Here is a 19,625-nt window from a genome sequence, read left to right on the forward strand (position 1 = left end):
TGATCCGGCGAGGTGCCGGAGGTCACTTCCTCAGGCGATGAGCCGGACGACCATCTCCGCGACGCACGCCGGTTTGGGTTCGCCGTCGATCTCGATCGTCCACCGGACGACGGCCTGCTTGCCGCCGGTGACGTCGGTGACCTCGACCAGTTCGGCACCCGCCCGGATGTTCGCGCCCACCTTGACCGGCTGGGGGAAGCGGACCTTGTTGAGGCCGTAGTTGATCCCCATCCTGAGCCCGTGGACCCGGTAGAGCTTCCCGACGAAGCCCGAAATGAGCGACAGTGTCAGGAAGCCGTGGGCGATCGGCGCCCCGAACGGGCCTTCGGCCGCTTTTTCCACGTCGACGTGGATCCACTGGTGGTCGTCGGTGGCGTCGGCGAACAGGTTCACCCGGTCCTGGGTGAGCGTCAGCCATTCGCTGTAACCGAAGTGCTCGCCGACGGCGTTCTCGAACTCCTGCAGGGAGGCGAATTCGCGCATGGCTCAGTCCTTCGGTCCGCCGGCGACGTAGATGACCTGGCCGGAGATGAATCCGGCGCCGTCGCTCACCAGGAACGACGCGAGGTTGGCGATGTCGTCGGGCGTGCCGACGCGCTGCACCGGGATCTGCGACGCGGCCGCCGCCTTGAAGTCCTCGAACGACATGCCGACCCGCTCGGCGGTCGCCGCGGTCATGTCGGTGGCGATGAAACCGGGGGCGATGGCGTTCGCGGTGATGTTGAACTTGCCCAGTTCGATCGCGAGGGTCTTGGTGAAGCCCTGCATGCCCGCCTTGGCCGCCGAATAGTTGACCTGCCCGCGGTTGCCCAGCGCCGAGGTGCTGGACAGGTTGACGATGCGGCCCCACTTCTCCTGCGTCTGGTACTTCTGCACCTCGCGGGTCATCAGGAACGAGCCCTTTAGGTGCACGCCCAGCACCGAGTCCCAATCCTGTTCGGTCATCTTGAACAGCAGGTTGTCGCGGGTGATGCCGGCGTTGTTGATCAGCACGGTCGGCGCGCCGAGTTCCTCGGCCACCCGCGTCACCGCGGCCTCGACCTGCGCGGCGTCGTTGACGTCCAGCGCGACGCCGACGGCCTTGCCGCCCTCGGCGACGATCGCTTCGGCTCCCTGCTCGACGCCCGCCTCGTCGAGGTCCAGCAAGCCGACGGCGAACCCGTCGGAAGCGAGCCGCTTGGCCACGGCCGCGCCGATGCCGCGGCCTGCGCCGGTGATGATCGCTACGCGGGAGGGGTGTTCGGTCACGGGTGACTCCTCGTCGTCGAGTTGAAGTGCCGCCGAGTCTGCCGTACTGAGCGGTCGCTTTCCAGGGGAGACCGGGGGATACGTCCCGCACTCGGTGATCGGCGACGGTCGACGTGTGGTCCAGCGGAGGCCAAGGCCTCGACGCGGACCGCGAGGCCCGGGGAGGTCATCGTCCCCCACTCCCTGCCCCCTTCAACGTATAACGCACTGGGGGGCTTGCGGCAAGACCCGGGTGGTGCCGCAGAATCGCCCGCCGGACGCAGAACACACGGAGGGTGAACGAATGGGCGGCTACGTACTCGGGTTCCAGGAGATCGACCGGACGCAGGTCGCGGTCGTCGGCGGCAAGGGGGCGCACCTGGGAGAGCTTTCGCGGATCGAAGGCGTCCGGGTGCCCGACGGCTTTTGCGTGACGACGGACGCCTTCCGGCGGATCCTGGCGGACGCGCCGTCGATCGGCGATCAGCTGGATGGGCTGTCGTGTCTGAGCCCGGACGACCGGGAGGCCATCCGCACGCACAGTGCGGAGATCCGGCGGACTTTCGAAGAAATCGTCATCCCCGACGATCTGGCGGCGGCGATCACCGGCGCGCTCACCGGGCTCGGCGAACAAGCCGCCTACGCCGTCCGGTCGAGCGCGACGGCGGAAGACCTGCCGACGGCGTCCTTCGCGGGCCAGCAGGACACGTACCTGAACGTCGTGGGGGCGGCGGCGATCCTCCGGCACGTCAGTCTGTGCTGGGCCTCGCTGTTCACCGAGCGGGCCGTGACCTACCGCCTGCGGAACGACTTCGGTCACCGGAAGGTCGACATGGCCGTCGTCGTGCAGCGGATGGTCTTCCCGCTGGCGGCGGGTGTCCTCTTCACCGCCGACCCGGTCACGTCCAACCGGAAGGTCTCCACCGTGGAGGCGGGTTATGGCCTCGGTGAAGCCCTGGTCTCCGGTCTCGTGAACTCGGACAGCTACCAGGTGCGTGACGGTGAGGTCGTCGCCAAGACGGTCGCGACGAAGCAGCGTGCCCTCCACGCCTCGCCCGGCGGCGGGACACGGGAACAGCCGATCGAGCCTGACCGGCAGGAGCAACCGGCGTTGACGGACGCGCAGGTCGTGCGGCTGGAGCGGCTCGGACGTCGGATCGAAGCGCATTTCGGCCGCCCTCAGGACATCGAATGGTGCTTCGCCGATGACGAGTTCCAGATCGTCCAGAGCCGTCCGATCACCACGCTGTTCCCCGTCCCGGAGGTCGGCGACGAGTCAAACCACGTCTACATCTCCGTCGGCCATCAGCAGATGATGACCGACGCCATGAAGCCGCTGGGGCTTTCCTTCTGGCAGCTGACGACCCCTCGGCCCATGTCCGAGGCGGGCGGGCGCCTGTTCGTGGACGTCACCGGGATCCTGGCCGCGCCGACGAGCCGCGCCGGCTTCCTGGACGTCATCGGGAAGTCCGATCCGCTGATGGGTGACGCGCTGCGGACCGTCCTGGACCGCGACGGTTTCCTCCCGTCGGTTCCGGACGAAGGTCCTGGCCAGCGGATCTCCGGCGTCGAGCCCGCCACGATCGAGACCGATCCGGCCGTCGTCACCGAGCTGATCGGCCTCAGCGAGAACTCCCTCGCCGCGGTGAAACGCGACATCCGGACGAGGTCCGGCTCGGACCTGCTCGACTTCATCCTGGCGGACATCCAGGAGCTACAGCGGATCCTGTTCGAGCCGCGAAGCCATCAGGTGATCACGGCGGGGATGCAGACGACGTGGTGGCTCAACGAGCATCTGCGGGAATGGCTGGGTGAGAAGAACGCGGCCGACACGCTCACCCAGTCCGTCCCGCACAACGTCACGTCGGAGATGGGGCTGGCGCTCCTCGACGTCGCGGACGCGATCCGCCCGCATCCCGACGTCGTCGCCTTTCTGCACGGCGTCGAGAACGACGACTTCCTCGACGAGCTGGCCGGGATCGCGGGAGGGACGGAAGCGCGAGACGCCATCGAGGCCTATCTCGCTAAGTACGGCATGCGCTGCGTCGGCGAAATCGACATCACGAGGCCGCGGTGGAGCGAACGTCCCACGACGCTCCTGCCGCTGATTCTCGCCAACGTCAAGAACTTCGAGCCGGGCGCCGGTGAACGTCGCTTCGAGCAAGGGCGGCAGGAGGCGTCGACGAAGGAACAGGAACTGCTGGAACGCTTGCGGGCTCTCCCGGACGGGAACGAGAAGGCCGAGGAAACCCGGCGGATGATCGAGCGTGTCCGGACGTTCAGCGGGTACCGGGAGTATCCGAAGTACGGCATGGTCAGCCGCTACTTCGTGTACAAGCAGGCTTTGCTGGAGGAGGCCGAGCGCCTCGTGCGGGACGGCGTGCTGGGGGAGCGGGAGGACATCTTCTTCCTGAGGTTCCAGGAACTCCAGGAAGTCGTGCGCACGAAACAGGTCGACGACGAGCTCATCCGACGGCGCAAGGAAGCGTGCAAGTCCCACGAAACGCTCACACCGCCCCGGGTGTTCACTTCGGACGGTGAGGCCGTCGCCGGAACGTACCGGCGCGACGACCTGCCCGCCGGTGCGATGGTCGGCCTGCCGGTTTCCGCCGGGACCGTCGAGGGGCGGGCCCGGGTCATCCTGGACATGGCCGACGCCGACCTCGAACCGGGCGACATCCTGGTCACGGCCTACACGGACCCCAGCTGGTCGCCCCTGTTCGTCGCCATCACGGGACTGGTGACGGAGGTCGGGGGCCTGATGACCCATGGCGCGGTGATCGCCCGCGAGTACGGCCTGCCCGCCGTCGTCGGGGTCGAGCGCGCCACGAAGTCGATCCAGGACGGGCAACGGATCCGGGTGAACGGAACCGACGGGTACATCGAGATCCTCTAGCCCGGCGAGTTCGGACTCGCGTCAGGACGAGGGCGTGACTCGCGTGCTCAATCGACGAACTCGCGTGCTTGGAAAGCGAACTCGGGTGTGCGGAGTCTGAGCACGCGAGTGCGGTGTCAAGCACGCGAGTTCGGCGCGCCTGCCCAGGACGTCGGTGATCAGCTGCCGCAGTTCGCCGCCGTGCCACGAGCTGTCCTGGCGTGCGTGACCCACCCGGCGGCAGGGGCCGGTATGACCAGGGCCGGCGCGAACCGGGGGACGTAGCAGGCCTCGTATCCCTCGGCCGCTTCGTCTCATCCCCTAGCGAGGTCCTCGGCGGTCAGGACGCGACCTGCAGGGCCTCGGTGGTGACCGCCCGGGCCGGGATCAGCAGCGACGCCAGCGCGATCAGCCCGGTCAGCGCCATCGCGCGTTCGACCAGCCCCAGCGGGATCGCCTGCCACCACGGCCTGCCGCCGTTCATCGAGATCACGATCGCCCCGAGGATCACGCCGAACCACGCCAATGCCGCCGCCGCGAGTATTCGGGTCACGGCGCGGCGCGCGGGGGAGGAGGGGAAGACGGCCTTCGCGGCGAACCACACGGCGAGCGGCAGGCAGACGAAGGCCACGACGCTCGCGATTCGGTGCACCGTCCCGCCGGTGCTCGGCCCGATCGCCCAGTTGTTCTTGGGGAACGCCACGATCGCCACCAGGCTCAACGTCCAGAACGCGCAGAAGACCGAGGCCGCGGACAGGGCGGGAAGGTGCTTGCGGCGGACCAGCGCGCCGAAGCCGATCGCCGAGCCGAACGCGACCAGCAGGACCGCTACGTCGAAGATCCACTTGTGCTCGCTCAGCGCGTATTCGCTGATGGTGCGGCGGACCGGGCTGATGCCACTGGTGGCGGGGAGGACCTGCAACAGCAGGATCAGCAGCGCTCCGCCGGCGACCGAGACCACGGCGGCCAGCAGGGCCAGCGGGGGCCTGGCGGTGACCTGAGGCGTCGTCATGGTTGAAAGGTAACCACCCAACCTGAAGGTTTTCTTAGGCTTTCCTGTCGGAAACGACAGGAAAATCCCATTCTACGGCGCACGTGGTGGTGATCGTTCCGGCACGGTCGGTGAGATCGTTGGGCCGAAAGGGGTGCAGACGACTTGTGGCGGGTCCCTCAGGTGGGGTCGCGGGTCTAGGGTCTCGCTACCGGTGACCTCACCCGGTCACCGGACTGCCCAAGGAGGTCAGTCTGTGGGGTATTCACCAAACCGGCGAAGAGCGGGATGGACGGCGGCGACCCTGGTGCTCGTCGGCACCTTCGTGGCACTTCCGTCGGCCACGACGGCGGGGGCCGCGGACAACGTGGTGCGAGCCAATCAGGCCGTGCCACGTTCCTGTTTCGCCGCGTTGCAGAAGCCGGGCATGTCCGGCACCGATCGCCGCGAGTTCACGTCCACAGTGGACGGTCTGCTGCAGGCCCGCCTCGCGCCGCGCGGCGGCAACGAGGGCGACTGGGACCTCGCGGTCTTCGACAAGGCCACCGGCGCCGTGGTCGCCGCGTCCGCCGCGTTGCGCAGCCACGAGCTCGCCGAAGGATTCGTGAAGAAGGGCCAGAAACTGGTCGTGCAGACCTGCCGGTACGACGGGCAGACGCGCGACGCGGTACTGGGAGTCGACTTCCTCGCGCTCACGCCGCAGGGCACGCCCACCGGCGCCGCGCCCACGCCGCAGCGCGCCGAACTGGTCCGAGTCGAGACCCCGGCCAAGCAGGACAAGGACAAGCTGCTCCGGCTCGGCCTCGACGTCACCGAGAAGGCCGACGCCACCGGTGTCCAGGTCGTCGTCGCCAACGACGCCGACCGCAAGACGCTGGCGGACAACGGCTTCAAGTCCAAGGTGATCGACGCCGACCTTTCGGCCAAGTCGATCCAGAACGCCAAGACCGACCGCGAGTACGCCGCGAAGACGCCGGGGTCCATCCTGCCGTCCGGGCGCACGAGCTACCGGCACCTCTACGACTACCAGTTCGAGGTCAAGGAACTGGCCCGCAAGAACCCCAAGCTCGTCACGGCGTTCACGCTGCCGCAGCCGACCTGGGAAGGCCGTGACGTCGTCGGTCTCGAGATCGCGTCCGACGTCAAGAACATCGCGGACGGCAAACCGGTCAACTTCACCATGGGCGTGCACCACGCCCGGGAGTGGCCTGCCGGCGAGCACGCCATGGAGTGGGCGATCGAGCTGGTCAAGGGCTACACCGGCAACAACGCCGAAATCCGCGGCCTGGTCGGCCGGACGCGTAACATCGTCGTGCCGATCGTCAACCCCGACGGCTTCGAAATCTCCCGTGAGGCCGAGCCCAGGGGCGACTTCTCGCGCTTCGACTACGAGATGAAGCGCAAGAACTGCAACGTCAACGACTCGCCCAAGGAGTTCGCGACCGGCGTCTGCAAGGCGAACCCCGGCGGCCGTGAACGCGGCACCGACCCGAACCGCAACTACGCGGGCTTCTGGGGCGGCGCCGGCGCGTCGACCCTGTGGCGCAGCGACACGTTCCGCGGCTCCGGCCCGTTCTCCGAGCCCGAGACGCAGAACATCCGCTCGATCGTGTCCAACCGCCAGGTGACCAACCTGATCACGCTGCACACCTTCTCGAACCTGGTGCTGCGTGTCCCGGGTGTCGCCGCCGTCCGCCCGCCGCTCGACGAGCCGGCGTACCAGGCTCTCGGCGACAAGATGGCGTCGCGCAACGGATACACCAGCCAGCCGTCGTGGGCGCTCTACGACACGACCGGTTCGACCGAGGACTGGTCGTACTGGGCGACCGGTGGCTGGGGCTTCACCTTCGAGGTCGGCCCGAACGAGTTCCACCCGCCGTTCTCCGACGGTGTCGTCGCCGAATACACCGGCGTCGCCCCCGCGGCGGGCGCGGGCAAGGGCGGCAACCGCGCGGCGTTCGTCGACATGCTGGCCAACACCGCCGACCCGGCGGCCCACTCGACGCTGATCGGTACGGCGCCGAAGGGCTACCAGCTGAAGCTGCACAAGACCTTCCAGACGCCGACATCACCGGTGGTGCAGCCGGACGGCTCGACGAAGCCGCCGATCTACGTGACCGACAACCTGAACTCGTCGCTGGCTTCGACCGGCGGCCGGTTCGCTTGGTCGATCAACCCGTCTACCCGGCCCTACGTCGCGGGCCGCTACGGCCGCGAGCCGCAGGGCCCGGCGCAGCCGTCGATCCAGGTCGCCAACCCGGCCGGGGTCCCGGCGATCAACACGAACTACCCGAACGACCCGACGTCGGAGAGCTTCAAGTTCCACGTCGACGGGCTCCCCAAGGTGGACAACGGGAAGTTCAGCGTCGACATCAAGTGGGCCAGCCAGGACGCCGACTGGGACCTGTACGTCTTCGACGCGGCGGGCAACATGGTCTCGTCGTCGGCGAACGGTTCGACCACGGAAGAGCACGCGATCCTGTACGACCCGCCCGCCGGGGACTACACGGCCGTGCTGGTCAACTACTCGCAGGCAAATCCGTCCACTGTGGACGATTGGACCGGCGGCGTGTCGTTCCAGTCGCCGATCCCGCCGACCTACGGCCCCAAGGAGGCGTACCAGCTGACCTGCACGTCGCCGAAGGGCAAGCTCGTCGGGCTGGCGGACGTCTACGTCGACCGCGGCCAGACGGTCGACGTCGGTGACGTCTGCACCCGTTCCGCACGCGCCAAGAAGGAGCGCTCGGGCCGGTAGCCAGGTCAGTAGCTGAAGTCCGTGAAGGCCTCCTTGAGAGACCCAGAGTCCCTCAAGGAGGCCTTCACGGAACAACGCCCGAATCGCCATTGGAGCGGCCCGGAGATCAGCCGGTCCCGGCCACCCGGTCCCGCACCACCCGCATCGTCGCCGAGTCCACAGTGGACGGTTCTGTCGCCAGCCAGCCGCCGACCTCGTGCAGGAACTGTTCCGGCGTCATCGGCGGCGCGGGGGAGGGATCCTCGAGGTCCGTGGTGATCTCACCGGTCCGGCTCGGGTACACGATCATCGCCCCGCGCAACGCGACCCCCGGCAGGATCCGCCGGTACTCGGCGAGGCTTTCGGCCAGTCTGCTCCCGCCGCCGCGGAAGGCGCGGCCGTTGCGCAGGAGGCGGTCGTCGTCCGCGGTTTCGTAGTGTCCGGGCAGCCACAGCTTCGATTCGATGAGCACGAGCCGCTTCCCGCACAACACCGCGTGGTCGACGTCGGCGAACACCGAGTCCGGCCAGGAGAGGCCATGGAAGATGCGGGCGCCGGGCAGCCGGGTCAGGTAGCGCTCGAGCAGGTCGGCGGTGAGCCGCTCGGCGAGTTCGTGGGTTTCGGTGCCGGGGGTGCCGAACACACGCTTCCCGCCGAATTCGGCGGCGAACCGGCTCTCAGCGCGGGAAGCGGCGAGATAGCCGCGCGCGAGCCGTTGCACCAACAGGGCGGTTCCGGCGGTCAGGATCAGCCAGACGATCAGGGTGGGGGCCGAGAATCCGACGCCGGTCAGCACCGGCAGCAGGACCAGCACCATCCCGCCGACCGCCGCCACGACCGGGGTGTGCCCGGGGCCGCGCCGCCGTCCGTGGCGCACACGCCCGTCCTGCCCGGCGAATTCCCACCATTCGAGGTCTTCCGGATCGATCACGACCTGCTCGGGCTCATAGCCCGGTTCTTCGCCGAAGCGACGTCTCGGCCGCGACCGGATCGGCACGCGTACGGAACGGCCACCGGCGTCGTAGCCCGCGCGTAGCATCGGATCGCTGAGGGTGTCGTAGGCCTCGCGGACCAGCTGGAACGTGAGCGCGGAGCCCCCGGCGTCCGGGTGATGCGACTTCGCGAGCCGCCGGTACGCGGTCTTGATCTCGTTGACCGAGGCGGCCTTGCCCACGCCGAGCACTTCGTAGTAGTCGACATCGGGCACGGGCGGTCCACCTCCAAAGGGCCGGGCCGCAACACTATTCGGCCGCCGCCGGACACCCGCAACCACCTCCGCGGCGCGTCGGGGTGACCCCGCGGTCATACTGTTTCTCCTGTGGCGGAACGAGGTCCACCTCCGCTGCGTCCTGGATATCGTGAAGATCGACAGCGCACCGGGAAGGACAGCGGTGGGAGAACCGATCACGGGCACGGCGGCGGGAGTGCCGTTCACCGCCTTGCCGCCATCGACCGAGGTCAGCGGCCCCGCGCCGGTGGTCGTCGCCTGGCACATGATCGACGCGCCGCGTTCCGACGCGGCGTTCGCGGCCGCGTTGCCGCTGGCGGGGGCGCCTGCGTGGCGGGTGTACCTCGGAATGCCCTTGTGCGGCGCGAGAATGATCGACGGCGGCATGGACGCCGTCGTCGAACGGGCCATGCGTGACGCGATGCTCGCCTATGTCGACCCGTTCGTCAGGCAAGCGGCGCTGGAGTTTCCCGCCGCACTGGCCGGACTGCGCGAACGCCTCGGCTTCGACACTTCCCGGATGGCCGTCGTCGGCGGTTCGCTCGGCGGTGCCGTGGCGCTGGAGATCCTGGCCACGCGGGAGATCCCGGTCCGCGCCGCGGCACTGGTCAACCCCGCCGTGCGGGCGCGTTCGGTGGTCGGCGTGGTGGAAGGCCTGCTGGAGCGGCCTTATCCGTGGAACGACGAGGCGAACCAGGCAGCGGATCGGCTCGACTTCGTCGCACGATCGGGTGAAATATCGGCGCGGGAAACACAAGTTCCCGTGCTGCTCGTCAGCGGCGAGGACGACTTCCCGGTTTTCCGCACCGACGCCGACGACCTCGTCGCCGCGCTGCGTGGGCAGTACAAGCGGCCGGACGACGTCGACCTGACCGGGGTGCCCGCTCTCGCGCATCCGCTGGCCGAAGACCCGGGCATCGAACCAGCGCCGCAGCTGCCGATCGCGAAGGTGGTCGACGACGAGATCACCGGGTGGCTGGTGCGCCACCTGGCTTAACAGCCGGTTGGCGGCGCCGACCGGGCGGGACCGAATTCCAGTCGGAGCTTGTCGGTCTTGGGGATCACGAACGCGACACCGTCGCCCGCCCGCCAGTTCGACGGTAGGAACACGTACTGGCCACCGGACTGGAGCAGCAGCTTCAGTCCGGTGTACCGGTATTTGTAGGCGGCGTCGGGAGCCGCGCATTTCACCTGAAGGACACCGCCGGCGGTGAGGTTGAGGCTTTCGGCGCTGTAGAGCGTCGCGGCGGGCCGCGCGGGAAGCTGCGCCGCGACCTCGAAACCGCGTCGTGTGCCGACGGCGGCCGAATAGTCGCTGACGGCCCAGAGCAGCCCGATGCTGACCAACGCGTAACCCAGGACAAGCTCCAGCAGGCTGGTTCGCAGCGTCGAAGCCCAGTGCCGCCAGGCGAACAGCAGCATCAGCACGCCGAGCGCGAAGCCGAGTCCCGGCAGGCCGGGGCGGTCGCGGAACGGCTCCGGGTCCAGCGTGACGAGCACGGTCGAGACGATCAGCAGGGCACCGAGTCCGGCCGCGATCGGGGCGCAGATCCGAAGCAGCCGGGCCCAGGAGTGCTCGGTGAGGCGCAGCCGCAGGATCCGGACGGCGATCACGAAACCGAGCACAGTCCCCGCGGCACCCGCCAGCGGCAGGTACAGGCCGTCGACACCGCGCGCGAAGATCTCGTCCGGGGTCTGGGCGAGAAGGGTGTAGTGCACGCGGAAGTACGCGAAGAGCACCTGGGTCTCGATGAGCCCGAAGAAGTACAGCAGCGCGGTGAGCAGGGTCGTGTTGGCCAGCACCGCGCCGACCAGCTTGAGCGCCTGCGGCGGACCGGGGTCCGGCTCGATCGTCCTGGGCTCCGGCCGACGTAGGCCGCGCCGCGCGGTCATCCCGACTTGGTCTCGGTGGCCGGTTCGCTGGAGGACACCGGACTCTCCGGGGTCGTGGTCTCCTCGGTGACCTCGGGCGCGCACGCCTTGGCCTTGATCGTCACCGTCCCGCCGGGTTTGACCGGAGAGCGGGTGATGCTCGCGGTGCATTCGCCCTCGCCGACGACGATGACCCTTACGCCGCACAGCCTCGGTCCGCAGACCTTCCTGATGTCGCCCTCGATAGCCGACTTGGCGGTCTCCGGCGCGGCACCGAGGCGGGTGTGGTCGTAGATGATCGGGCTGCCGGGCACTCCCGGCGTCGGGTCGTCGGTGTGGCCGCCGCCCCCGCCGGAAGACGTGGACGACGTCGAGCCCGCCGACGCAGTCGGGGCGATCTCCGTCGTCACTCCGCTGCCCGTCGTCAGGTCGGCCGGGGCGGTGTCGCGAGGAGGAGACGCTCCGCCGCAGCCCGACGTGAACCCGAGGGCGGCGATCGCCGTCATCGCGCTGATCAGCCGTTTCATGGACCTCACCGTCCTTGGAAGACGTCCTTTGGGGTAAGGACGCGGAATGACGGCTCCCTGATACGTCCCGGCTTGGTCCGTTCGGGAATATTTCGCTGATTCCGCCCTTTCGGGCAATTCGGGATGGACCGAAGCGCGACAACTTCGCCGCCTGGACTTCCGACACGCCGCAAAATATGTTAAGAAACTTTACTAACTAACAGGGAGGCGCGTTTTGAGTTCACCCCCGCAGCCGGGGCTCGAGCGGAAGATCGGGTTGCTGCAGGCGACCGCCATCAACATGACCCAGATGTGCGGGATCGGCCCGTTCGTCACCATCCCCGCGATGGTGGCGACCCTCGGCGGCCCGCAAGCCGTGTTCGGCTGGCTCATCGGCGCGATCATCGCGCTGGCCGATGGCCTGATCTGGGCCGAGCTCGGCGCCGCCCTCCCCGGCGCCGGCGGCACCTACGTCTACCTGCGCGAAGCGTTCGGCTCCCGTACCGGCAGGCTCATGCCGTTCCTGTTCGCCTGGAGCGCGGTGCTGTTCATCCCGCTGATCATGTCCACCGGCATCATCGGGCTCGTCCAATACCTCGGCTACCTGATCCCGGGTGTGGCGGACGAGGGCGGCACCACCGGTCTCGGCAAGGTGATCGGGCTCGGCGTCATCGTGCTGGTCGTGCTGGCGGCGTTCCGGCGGATCGGCGAGATCGGCAAGCTGACCACCGTCCTGTTCGCGATCATGCTGTTCGCCGCGCTTTCGGTGATCGTCGCGCCCTTCACGCGTTTCGACGGCGCGCAAGCGTTCGCCTTCACGCCCGGCGCGTTCTCGTTCGGCGGTGGCGCGTTCTGGGCCGGGCTCGGCGCCGGCCTGATCATCGCCATCTACGACTACCTCGGCTACAACACCAGCGCCTACCTCGGCGGCGAGGTGCGTGACCCTGGCCGGACGCTGCCGCGGTCGATCATCTTCTCGATCCTCGGCATCACGAGCCTGTACTTCCTGCTGCAGCTCGGCGTGCTCGGCTCGATCCCGCTGGAGGAGCTCAAGAGCGCCACGTCGGTCGCCTCCACCGTGCTGGAACAGGCATGGGGGACGGGCGCGGCCAAGGTCATCACCGTGTTCATCGTGATCGCCGCGATCGGCTCGCTGTTCACCCTGACCGCGGTGATCAACGCGGCGGTGACGGTGCTGGTGCTCGTTCAGTCGCTCGCGCAGGTCGCGGCGATCGTGGTGCTGCGGCGACGGCGTCCGGAACTGGACCGGCCGTACCGCCAATGGCTCTATCCGATCCCGACGATCATCGCGTTGCTCGGCTGGGTCTACATCTACTTCTCGGCCACTTGGCTCTCGATCGGGCTTTCGGTGGGTTGGATCGCGCTCGGGGTGGCGGCGTTCCTCACCTACGCGAAGGCGGAGCGCGTGTGGCCGTTCGGGCCAAAGGGAATCCAGGAATCGTTCGCGGGGGCGGCAGAGGGGAACGGGAAGTGACGGGGGAAGAGCTGATCCTGGGGATCGACTTCGGTGGCACGAAGGTCGCGATCGGGCTGGCCGACAGAACCGGGAGCCTGCTGGTCTCCCGGCGGCTCGACACCGACGCGCACGCGGGTGCCGAGCAGGTGGTGAGCCGCGCGCTCGCCGCGGCGCGGAAACTGCTGGCCGACGAAGGCGCCGCGGACGACCTGGTGGCGATCGGCGTCGTCAGCCCCGGCATCGTGCTGGAGGACCGCATCCTGCTGGCCCCCAACGTGCCGGGCTGGGAGGAACTGCGGCTGCGCGAACTCGTCGCCGACGAGTTCGGCGGCGTCGGAATCGAAGTGGGCACCGACGCCAAGGCGGCGGCGCTCGCGGAATGGCGGTGGGGAGCGCTGGCGGACACCGATCCGGCGGTGTTCCTTTCACTGGGGACCGGGATCGCCGCGGCGGTCCTGGTCGGCGGACGGCTGCTGGCCGGCGCCAACGGAGCTGCCGGCGAGATCGGGTACAACCTCCGCTCGCCGCAGGACACCGACGGGTTCGCCAGCGGAGCGGCGCCGCTGGAAGAGGTCGTCGGTGGGCGTGGGCTGGGCGGCCGGGCGAGTGAGTCGCTCGGCCGCCCGGTAACGGCGGGCGAGCTGTTCGGCCTCGCCAGGGAGAACGCGCAGGCCAAGGAACTGGTCCGCGCGGCGCTCGACGAACTGTCGATGCACGTCGCGAACCTCGCCATCGCGCTCGACCCACAGCGCATCGCCGTCGGCGGAGGGCTGGTCCGCTCGGCCGACGTCCTGCTGCCCGCACTGCGTGAACGGCTGGCGCAGGCCGTGCCGTTCCCGCCGGAACTGGTCTCGGCGAAGTTCGACCAGGACGCGTCCCTGCTGGGCGCGATCGCGATCGCGCTGGACGCGTAGCGAGATCACCGACCGAAGCCGCCGGGCTTTCGCTAGATCCGATCTAGCGAAAGCCCGGCGGCTTTCTCGCGCCTAGGGGGTGAGGCGAGAGGAGGTCGGTCGTGAACAAGATGCGAGTGGCGGTGATCATCGGCAGCACTCGGGAAGGGCGGGTGGGGGACGCCGTCGCCAAGTGGTTCACCGGCCGCGCGGAACACCGGGACGACCTCGTTCTCGACGTCCTCGACCTGATCGACTTCGACCTGCCCGCCGGGCTGCCGGAGCAGGCGACCCCGGACATGAAGCGGCTCGCCGCGCGGATCGACGACGCGGAGGCGTTCGTCGTCGTCACCCCCGAGTACAACCGCAGCTTCCCGGCGTCGCTCAAGCAAGCGATCGACTGTGCCTACGACGAGTGGCGTGCGAAGCCGGTCGGCTTCGTTTCCTACGGCTACCGGTCGCAAGGCCTCTATGCCGTGGAGCAGCTTCGCTCGATCTTCACCGAGCTGCACACCGTGACGATGCGGGACACCGTCGCCTTCAACCTTCTCGACGGCACCTTCGCCCGCGATGGCACCCCCTTCGACGCCGACGGGCAAGGACAGGCCGTGACCACCTTGCTCGACGAACTCGTCTGGTGGGGCCTCGCCCTGCGCGACGCGCGCTCCACCCGCCCGTACGTCTGCTGAAAGTTTCTGAAAGGAACAAGGAAATGAGTGAACTGGCCATCGAAGCCTCGGGGCTGGTCAAGGTGTTCGGGGAGAACCGGGCGGTCGACGGGATCGACCTGAAGGTTCCGGCTGGCACCGTGTACGGCGTCCTCGGGCCGAACGGCGCCGGCAAGACCACCGCGGTGAAGATGCTCGCGACCCTGCTCCGCCCCGACGGCGGCGAGGCTCGCGTCTTCGGCAAGGACGTCGTCCGCGAGGCCGACGCGGTCCGGTCCTTGGTGAGTCTGACCGGGCAGTACGCCTCGGTCGACGAGGACCTGACCGGGACCGAGAACCTGGTGCTGATCGGCAGGCTGACCGGGCATCGCAAACCGGCCGCGCGGGAGCGGGCGGCGGAACTGCTGGCGGCGTTCGGGCTGACCGAGGCCGCGGGGCGGCAGGTGAAGAACTACTCCGGCGGGATGCGGCGGCGGATCGACATCGCCGCGAGCATCCTCAACACCCCGGACGTGCTCTTCCTCGACGAGCCGACGACCGGGCTCGACCCCCGCAGCCGCAACCAGGTCTGGGACATCGTGCGCGCGATCGTGCAGCACGGCACCACCGTCCTGCTGACCACGCAGTACCTCGACGAGGCCGACCAGCTGGCGTCCCGGATCGCGGTCATCGACCACGGCAAGGTCATCGCCGAAGGCACCAAGGGGCAGCTGAAGGCGTCGGTCGGCGCGGGTGCGGTCCACGTCCGGCTGCGGGAGGCCGATCAGCGGCCCGAAGCGGAAGCACTGCTCGTCCGCACCTTGCAGGCGCAGGTGCAGCTCGAAGCGGACCCGCTCGCCCTGACCGCCCGGCTTTCGGGTGACAGCACCGAGCAGAGCGCGGCCGAGCACGCCGCGCGCGCACTGACCGAACTCGCCCGCGAGGGCATCGTCGTCGACACCTTCTCCCTCGGCCAGCCGAGCCTCGACGAGGTCTTCCTTGCCCTTACCGACCGCACCGCCACGCCTGAGGAGAGTGCAGCTTGAGCACCACGGCAGTCAAAGAAAACGAACCCGCTCTCGCGGCACCCAAGGCGGAGGACCTCGCCGCCGTCCTTATCGCGAAGAGTCGCCCGCCGCGCCCCAGCGCGCTGTCGGCTTCGATCACCTTCGGGTGGCGCGCGATGCTGAAGATCAAGCACGTGCCCGAGCAGCTGTTCGACGTCACGGCGTTCCCGATCATGATGACGCTGATGTTCACGTACCTCTTCGGCGGCGCGCTGTCCGGTTCGCCGACGGAGTACCTGCAGTTCGTGCTGCCGGGCATCATGGCGAGCAGCATCCTGATGATCACCATGTACACCGGGGTCTCGGTGAACACCGACATCGAGAAGGGGGTGTTCGACCGGTTCCGCACGCTGCCGATCTGGCGGCCGTCGGCGATGGTCGGGTACCTGCTCGGCGACATGCTGCGCTACCTCATCGCGTCGCTGGTGATCCTCGGCGTCGGACTGATCATGGGCTTCCGTCCCGGCGGCGGGTTCGGCGGCGTGGCCGCCGCGATCCTCCTGCTGCTGGCGTTCTCGTTCGCGTTCTCGTGGATCTGGACGATGTTCGGCCTGCTGCTGCGCAGTGAGAAGTCGGTGATGGGGGTCAGCATGATGGTGCTGTTCCCGCTGACCTTCCTCAGCAACATCTACGTCAACCCGGAGACGATGCCCGGCTGGCTGCAGGCCTTCGTGAACGTCAACCCGGTGACCCACGTGGTCGCGGCGGTCCGCTCGATGATGGACGGCAACTGGGACGGCGGCGAGATCACCTGGGTGCTGATCGCCGGCGGGGTCATCCTCGCGGTGTTCGGAACGCTCACCATGCGGCTCTACAACCGGAAGTGACCTGGGGGTGACAAGGTTCCCCTGGCGGCTCACAGCCGCCAGGGGACCTTGTCGTCCGGGGCGTAGCGGCACGAAGAACCGGTGGTGACCGAAGCGCGCAGGTGCGCGGCCAGCGCCGGGTGCTGCTCGTCGAGTTTGCGGAGGGTGTCCCGGATCCGGGCGGTCACCGTCTTGCGGGCGCGTTCGGCCTCGTCGCCGAGCCGCCGGGTGCGGCCGCCGAGCCCGGCGGCGGAGCGCAGTTCCGCCAGCAGCGCGTCCCGCTCACGGTCCAAGGTCGCGGCGCGGGTGTCCTGGGCCAGCTCGGTCGCCGTGTCGATCAGGTCGTCGAGTTCGTCCAGCCGAGCGCGGTACCGGGCCTTCGCTTCGTCGTCAAGGACGGCGTCACCGCCGAGGCTCTTGGCGGCGACGACCACCTCACCACCTTCGGGGTCGAGCAGCCGCACGGCCGTCACCTCCGAACCCGGCCTGCCGAGCAGGAAATGCAGATCCCGCAAGCCTTTCGAGTCCGGGAGATGCGTGGTGACGCCACCGAAACGCAGTGTCCACACGGCTTCGTCGCGGTGGAACTCGGCGGCCGGAGCGACCGGGGCCCGCGTGCGATCCCGCATTTCGGCGACCCTGGCCACGACCTGCGGCATGCCGATCGTGGTGGCCTCTCTGTCCACTTCGGACAGCAAGGCGGTCGCCGTGGCCGCGTCCCCTTCGAGATTGCGGCCGAGCAAGGCCATCGCCAGCCAGGACTTGGCCTCGATCGCCCAGACCGTGGCCCTCAGCCGGTCCGCCGAGAGTACGGCGTCACGCAGCCTGACCACCGCGTCGTTCCAGCGTTCCTGCGCCAGATCGAGTCTGCCGAGCCAGAGGACGACCGGGCCGGAGATCTCGCAGCCGTACAGGGAAACCAGCCATTCCCCACTGTAGGGCGCGAGGAGCGCGCGGGCGGCTTCACACCGTTCGGGGTCGCGCGAGAGCGCCGCCGTATGCGCTTGGCAGCGCAACCACAGCGCTTCCAGATCGCGGGGGTACGGTTTCGCGTCGGCGGCGAGATCGGTGAGCCGCACGGCCTCCGCGGTGTCCTCCCGCTGGGCGGCGGTGACCGCCTCCAACATCCGTCCGTAGGCGTACCCGCCGCCGTGGATCTCGCGGTGCAATCCGGCGAGATCGTCGAACCGGCCTTCCAAACACCATCGGGTCCACCGCTGTAGCTGGTTCAGATCACTGAAATGGGGGTGCTCGTCGCCCTCGTGTCTCGAGAGCACCTGCTGGATGAACGCCTCGGCTTCGGCGAACCGGCCCTGGAGCGTGGCGATGATGCTCTGGTCGATCAGGGAGGCCAGCTGTGAACTCGGTGCCCGGCCGCTGCTCGCCAAGGCGACGAACTCCTGGTACTGCTCGAGATACCGGGGATCGCCACGTTCGAGCAGCGCGACCCATTTGAACGACGCCGCGTAGTGCTCCAGTTCCGGGTTCGACGTCCGGCGGCCGACCACGACCAGTTCGTCGGTGAGCCGTTCCCGTTCGGCTGCGCTGCCCGGCCCCCAGATCGCGTCGTGCCGGGCCCACAAACCGAACAGCAGTGCGGAATCGTCCTGATCGTCGCGGGCGGTCATCATGATGCGCGCGGTCAGTTCCTGCGTCATCTCCTGGACGGTGAGGTCCTGACCGGGCTCTCGGCCACAGAGCCGTCTGTGCGCTTCGGTGAGCACCAGGACGGTCTCGTCGACCCGCAGGCCCTTGTGGTCGGCGCGGATCAGGGTCAGCGCCAGCCGGGCGAGGAGATCGTCGTCGTCGAGTTCGTGGATGAGCGCGGAGACCTCGTCGAGGACCTGTCTTCCCTCGTCGGTTTCGTAGTGGCGGGTCAGATGCGCGCCCAGTTCGAGCGCGATGACCGCACGGCGGCGGTGATCCTCGGCGACCTCCATCGCCCGCCGGTAGTGCGTGGCCGCCTCCTCGGCCGCCATCCGGCCGGTGGCGTCGATCGCCGCGGCCAGCAACAGTTCGACGGCCTGATCCTGATCGAGTTCCCGGCCGGCGAGCAGCGCGTGCCGGGCCAGGTCCGCGGGGAAGATCCGGTCCGGTGACTTCGGCATCTCGCGGACCGCCGCGACGACCGCGGCGTGCAGTTTCCGCCGCTCCGCTTCGGACAGGCTCGCGTACAGCGTCTCGCGGACGAGGTCGTGGGCGAACGCGAACCGGCCCTGCCCGTGCACCACGACCAGTCGCGCCGCGACGGCCTGGTCCAGCAGTCTGTCCACTTGCGGCACGGGTGCCGCCACCACTCCGGCGAGCAGGCGGCGGTGGAATTCCCTGCCGAGTACGGACGCGGTGGTCAGAAGATCGAGAACCGGTTGGGGGAGCAGGGAAAGCCGTCGCTGCAGGGCGTCGGCGACGCCGGGCGCGATCGTCTCGGCGGATCCGCCGCTGTGCCACAGCCGCGCGGTCTGCTCGACGAAGAACGGGTTGCCGCCGGTGCGGCGATGGACTTCGATGACCAGAGCGCCGCCCGGTTCCGCGCCCGCCGTCCTGGCCATGAGCGCGCCGACCTCGTCCGGTTGGAGACCGGTGAGTGTGACCGATGTGGCCTTCGCGAGCAGCGGCAGCATCAGCGAGCGGAGCGGGTGGCCCGCCGCCTCGACCTCGACGTCCCGGTACGTGCCGATCAGCAGTAGTCGTTCGAACCAGGTGTGCTGCGCGGCGAACTCGAGCAGCCGCAGTGACGCGGCGTCGGCCCAGTGCAGGTCGTCGAGCACCACCACGACCGGCCGTTCCTGGGACGCGGCCACGAGCGCGCTCGTCACCGCGTCGTAGAGGCGGAACCCGTCGGCGGCTCCGTCGCCGCGCGCCTCGCCGAGCAGGACGTCCAGTTCGCTGTCCGCCATGGCGGCCCACCGGCCCGGCTCGACCGTGCGCCGCAGCCCGCGGATCACCTGTGTCCACGGCCAGTAGCCGGGCGCGCTGGCGGAATCCCAGCAGGACCCGTTGAGCACCAGGGCGCCCAGGCGCTTCGCCTCGTCGGCGGCGCCGGTGACGAGCGTGGTCTTGCCGATCCCGGCCTCGCCGGTGACCAGCACCAGCCCGCCGTGGCTTTCGGCGGCACGGGCGATCTCCGCGCGAAGCACACCCGCGGGATGGTCGCGTCCGATGAGCGAGGCTGACATGTCCGAATCCTCCCAGTACGGTCCGACAATTTCACGACGCGCACCGGATGTCAGGCGTTACCCCGGTTCGTCGTGACCGACGGTGACCGGCGTCTCCCGGCCGCCGGGAACCCCGCGCGACCCGAA

General features: G+C 69.0%; 15 protein-coding genes. 8 read left to right on the forward strand and 7 right to left on the reverse strand.

Going from position 1 to position 19,625, the window contains the following annotated elements; all coding sequences use genetic code 11:
* Nucleotides 1–30 precede the first annotated feature (30 nt).
* Nucleotides 31–483, reverse strand: a complete 453-nt coding sequence (locus tag ACM6LU_RS12410) for a MaoC family dehydratase (protein WP_414937762.1) — start codon at nt 481–483, stop codon at nt 31–33.
* Nucleotides 484–486: 3 nt separating this feature from the next.
* Nucleotides 487–1,248: a 3-oxoacyl-ACP reductase FabG gene (gene fabG / locus ACM6LU_RS12415; protein WP_414937763.1), complete on the reverse strand. Its 762-nt coding sequence runs from the start codon at nt 1,246–1,248 to the stop codon at nt 487–489.
* A gap of 283 nt (nt 1,249–1,531) precedes the next feature.
* Between fabG and rph the strand changes: the two genes are divergently transcribed.
* Nucleotides 1,532–4,123 carry a rifamycin-inactivating phosphotransferase gene (rph, locus tag ACM6LU_RS12420; protein WP_414937764.1) on the forward strand — a complete coding sequence of 864 codons (2,592 nt, stop codon included), beginning with the start codon at nt 1,532–1,534 and terminating at the stop codon, nt 4,121–4,123.
* A gap of 319 nt (nt 4,124–4,442) precedes the next feature.
* On the opposite strand, the gene ACM6LU_RS12425 is transcribed toward rph, so the two are convergent.
* Nucleotides 4,443–5,114: a DUF998 domain-containing protein gene (locus tag ACM6LU_RS12425; RefSeq protein ID WP_414937765.1), complete on the reverse strand. Its 672-nt coding sequence runs from the start codon at nt 5,112–5,114 to the stop codon at nt 4,443–4,445.
* Nucleotides 5,115–5,349: 235 nt separating this feature from the next.
* Between ACM6LU_RS12425 and ACM6LU_RS12430 the strand changes: the two genes are divergently transcribed.
* The gene (locus ACM6LU_RS12430; protein WP_414937766.1) at nt 5,350–7,848 is read left to right on the forward strand and encodes a M14 family zinc carboxypeptidase; all 2,499 of its coding nucleotides are present in this window, start codon (nt 5,350–5,352) and stop codon (nt 7,846–7,848) included.
* A 106-nt stretch (nt 7,849–7,954) separates the two neighbouring features.
* On the opposite strand, the gene ACM6LU_RS12435 is transcribed toward ACM6LU_RS12430, so the two are convergent.
* Complete coding sequence (locus ACM6LU_RS12435; RefSeq protein WP_414937767.1) at nt 7,955–9,034, reverse strand: J domain-containing protein; 1,080 nt, start codon at nt 9,032–9,034, stop codon at nt 7,955–7,957.
* Nucleotides 9,035–9,218: 184 nt separating this feature from the next.
* Between ACM6LU_RS12435 and ACM6LU_RS12440 the strand changes: the two genes are divergently transcribed.
* Nucleotides 9,219–10,052 carry an alpha/beta hydrolase family protein gene (locus ACM6LU_RS12440; RefSeq protein ID WP_414937768.1) on the forward strand — a complete coding sequence of 278 codons (834 nt, stop codon included), beginning with the start codon at nt 9,219–9,221 and terminating at the stop codon, nt 10,050–10,052.
* On the opposite strand, the gene ACM6LU_RS12445 is transcribed toward ACM6LU_RS12440, so the two are convergent.
* Together ACM6LU_RS12445 and ACM6LU_RS12450 are read right to left on the reverse strand one after the other, a co-directional pair.
* Nucleotides 10,049–10,948: a hypothetical protein gene (locus ACM6LU_RS12445; RefSeq protein WP_414937769.1), complete on the reverse strand. Its 900-nt coding sequence runs from the start codon at nt 10,946–10,948 to the stop codon at nt 10,049–10,051. The genes ACM6LU_RS12440 and ACM6LU_RS12445 overlap by 4 nt on opposite strands.
* Entirely contained in the window at nt 10,945–11,454 is a 510-nt protein-coding gene (locus tag ACM6LU_RS12450) for a hypothetical protein (RefSeq protein ID WP_414937770.1), read from the reverse strand. Before ACM6LU_RS12450 ends, ACM6LU_RS12445 begins: the two co-directional genes overlap by 4 nt.
* Nucleotides 11,455–11,668: 214 nt before the next feature.
* Between ACM6LU_RS12450 and ACM6LU_RS12455 the strand changes: the two genes are divergently transcribed.
* From ACM6LU_RS12455 to ACM6LU_RS12475, 5 genes are all read left to right on the forward strand, one after another.
* The gene (locus ACM6LU_RS12455; protein WP_414937771.1) at nt 11,669–12,928 is read left to right on the forward strand and encodes an APC family permease; all 1,260 of its coding nucleotides are present in this window, start codon (nt 11,669–11,671) and stop codon (nt 12,926–12,928) included.
* A complete protein-coding gene (locus tag ACM6LU_RS12460; RefSeq protein WP_414937772.1) occupies nt 12,925–13,824 on the forward strand; it encodes an ROK family protein in 900 nt (299 codons plus the stop codon). Before ACM6LU_RS12455 ends, ACM6LU_RS12460 begins: the two co-directional genes overlap by 4 nt.
* 110 nt (nt 13,825–13,934) lie before the next feature.
* Entirely contained in the window at nt 13,935–14,492 is a 558-nt protein-coding gene (locus ACM6LU_RS12465) for an NADPH-dependent FMN reductase (protein ID WP_414937968.1), read from the forward strand.
* Between the two features lie 23 nt (nt 14,493–14,515).
* Nucleotides 14,516–15,496, forward strand: coding sequence for an ATP-binding cassette domain-containing protein (locus tag ACM6LU_RS12470; RefSeq protein WP_414937773.1), 981 nt, complete (start codon nt 14,516–14,518; stop codon nt 15,494–15,496).
* Nucleotides 15,493–16,344 (forward strand): ABC transporter permease, encoded by an 852-nt coding sequence (locus ACM6LU_RS12475; protein ID WP_414937774.1) that lies wholly within the window; start codon nt 15,493–15,495, stop codon nt 16,342–16,344. The genes ACM6LU_RS12470 and ACM6LU_RS12475 overlap by 4 nt, the downstream gene beginning before the upstream one ends.
* 29 nt (nt 16,345–16,373) lie before the next feature.
* On the opposite strand, the gene ACM6LU_RS12480 is transcribed toward ACM6LU_RS12475, so the two are convergent.
* On the reverse strand, nt 16,374–19,499 hold the full coding sequence (locus ACM6LU_RS12480; protein ID WP_414937775.1) for an ATP-binding protein: 3,126 nt from the start codon (nt 19,497–19,499) through the stop codon (nt 16,374–16,376).
* Nucleotides 19,500–19,625: the final 126 nt, after the last annotated feature.

This window comes from Amycolatopsis sp. cmx-11-51 (assembly GCF_047608665.1).
Lineage (GTDB): Bacteria > Actinomycetota > Actinomycetes > Mycobacteriales > Pseudonocardiaceae > Amycolatopsis.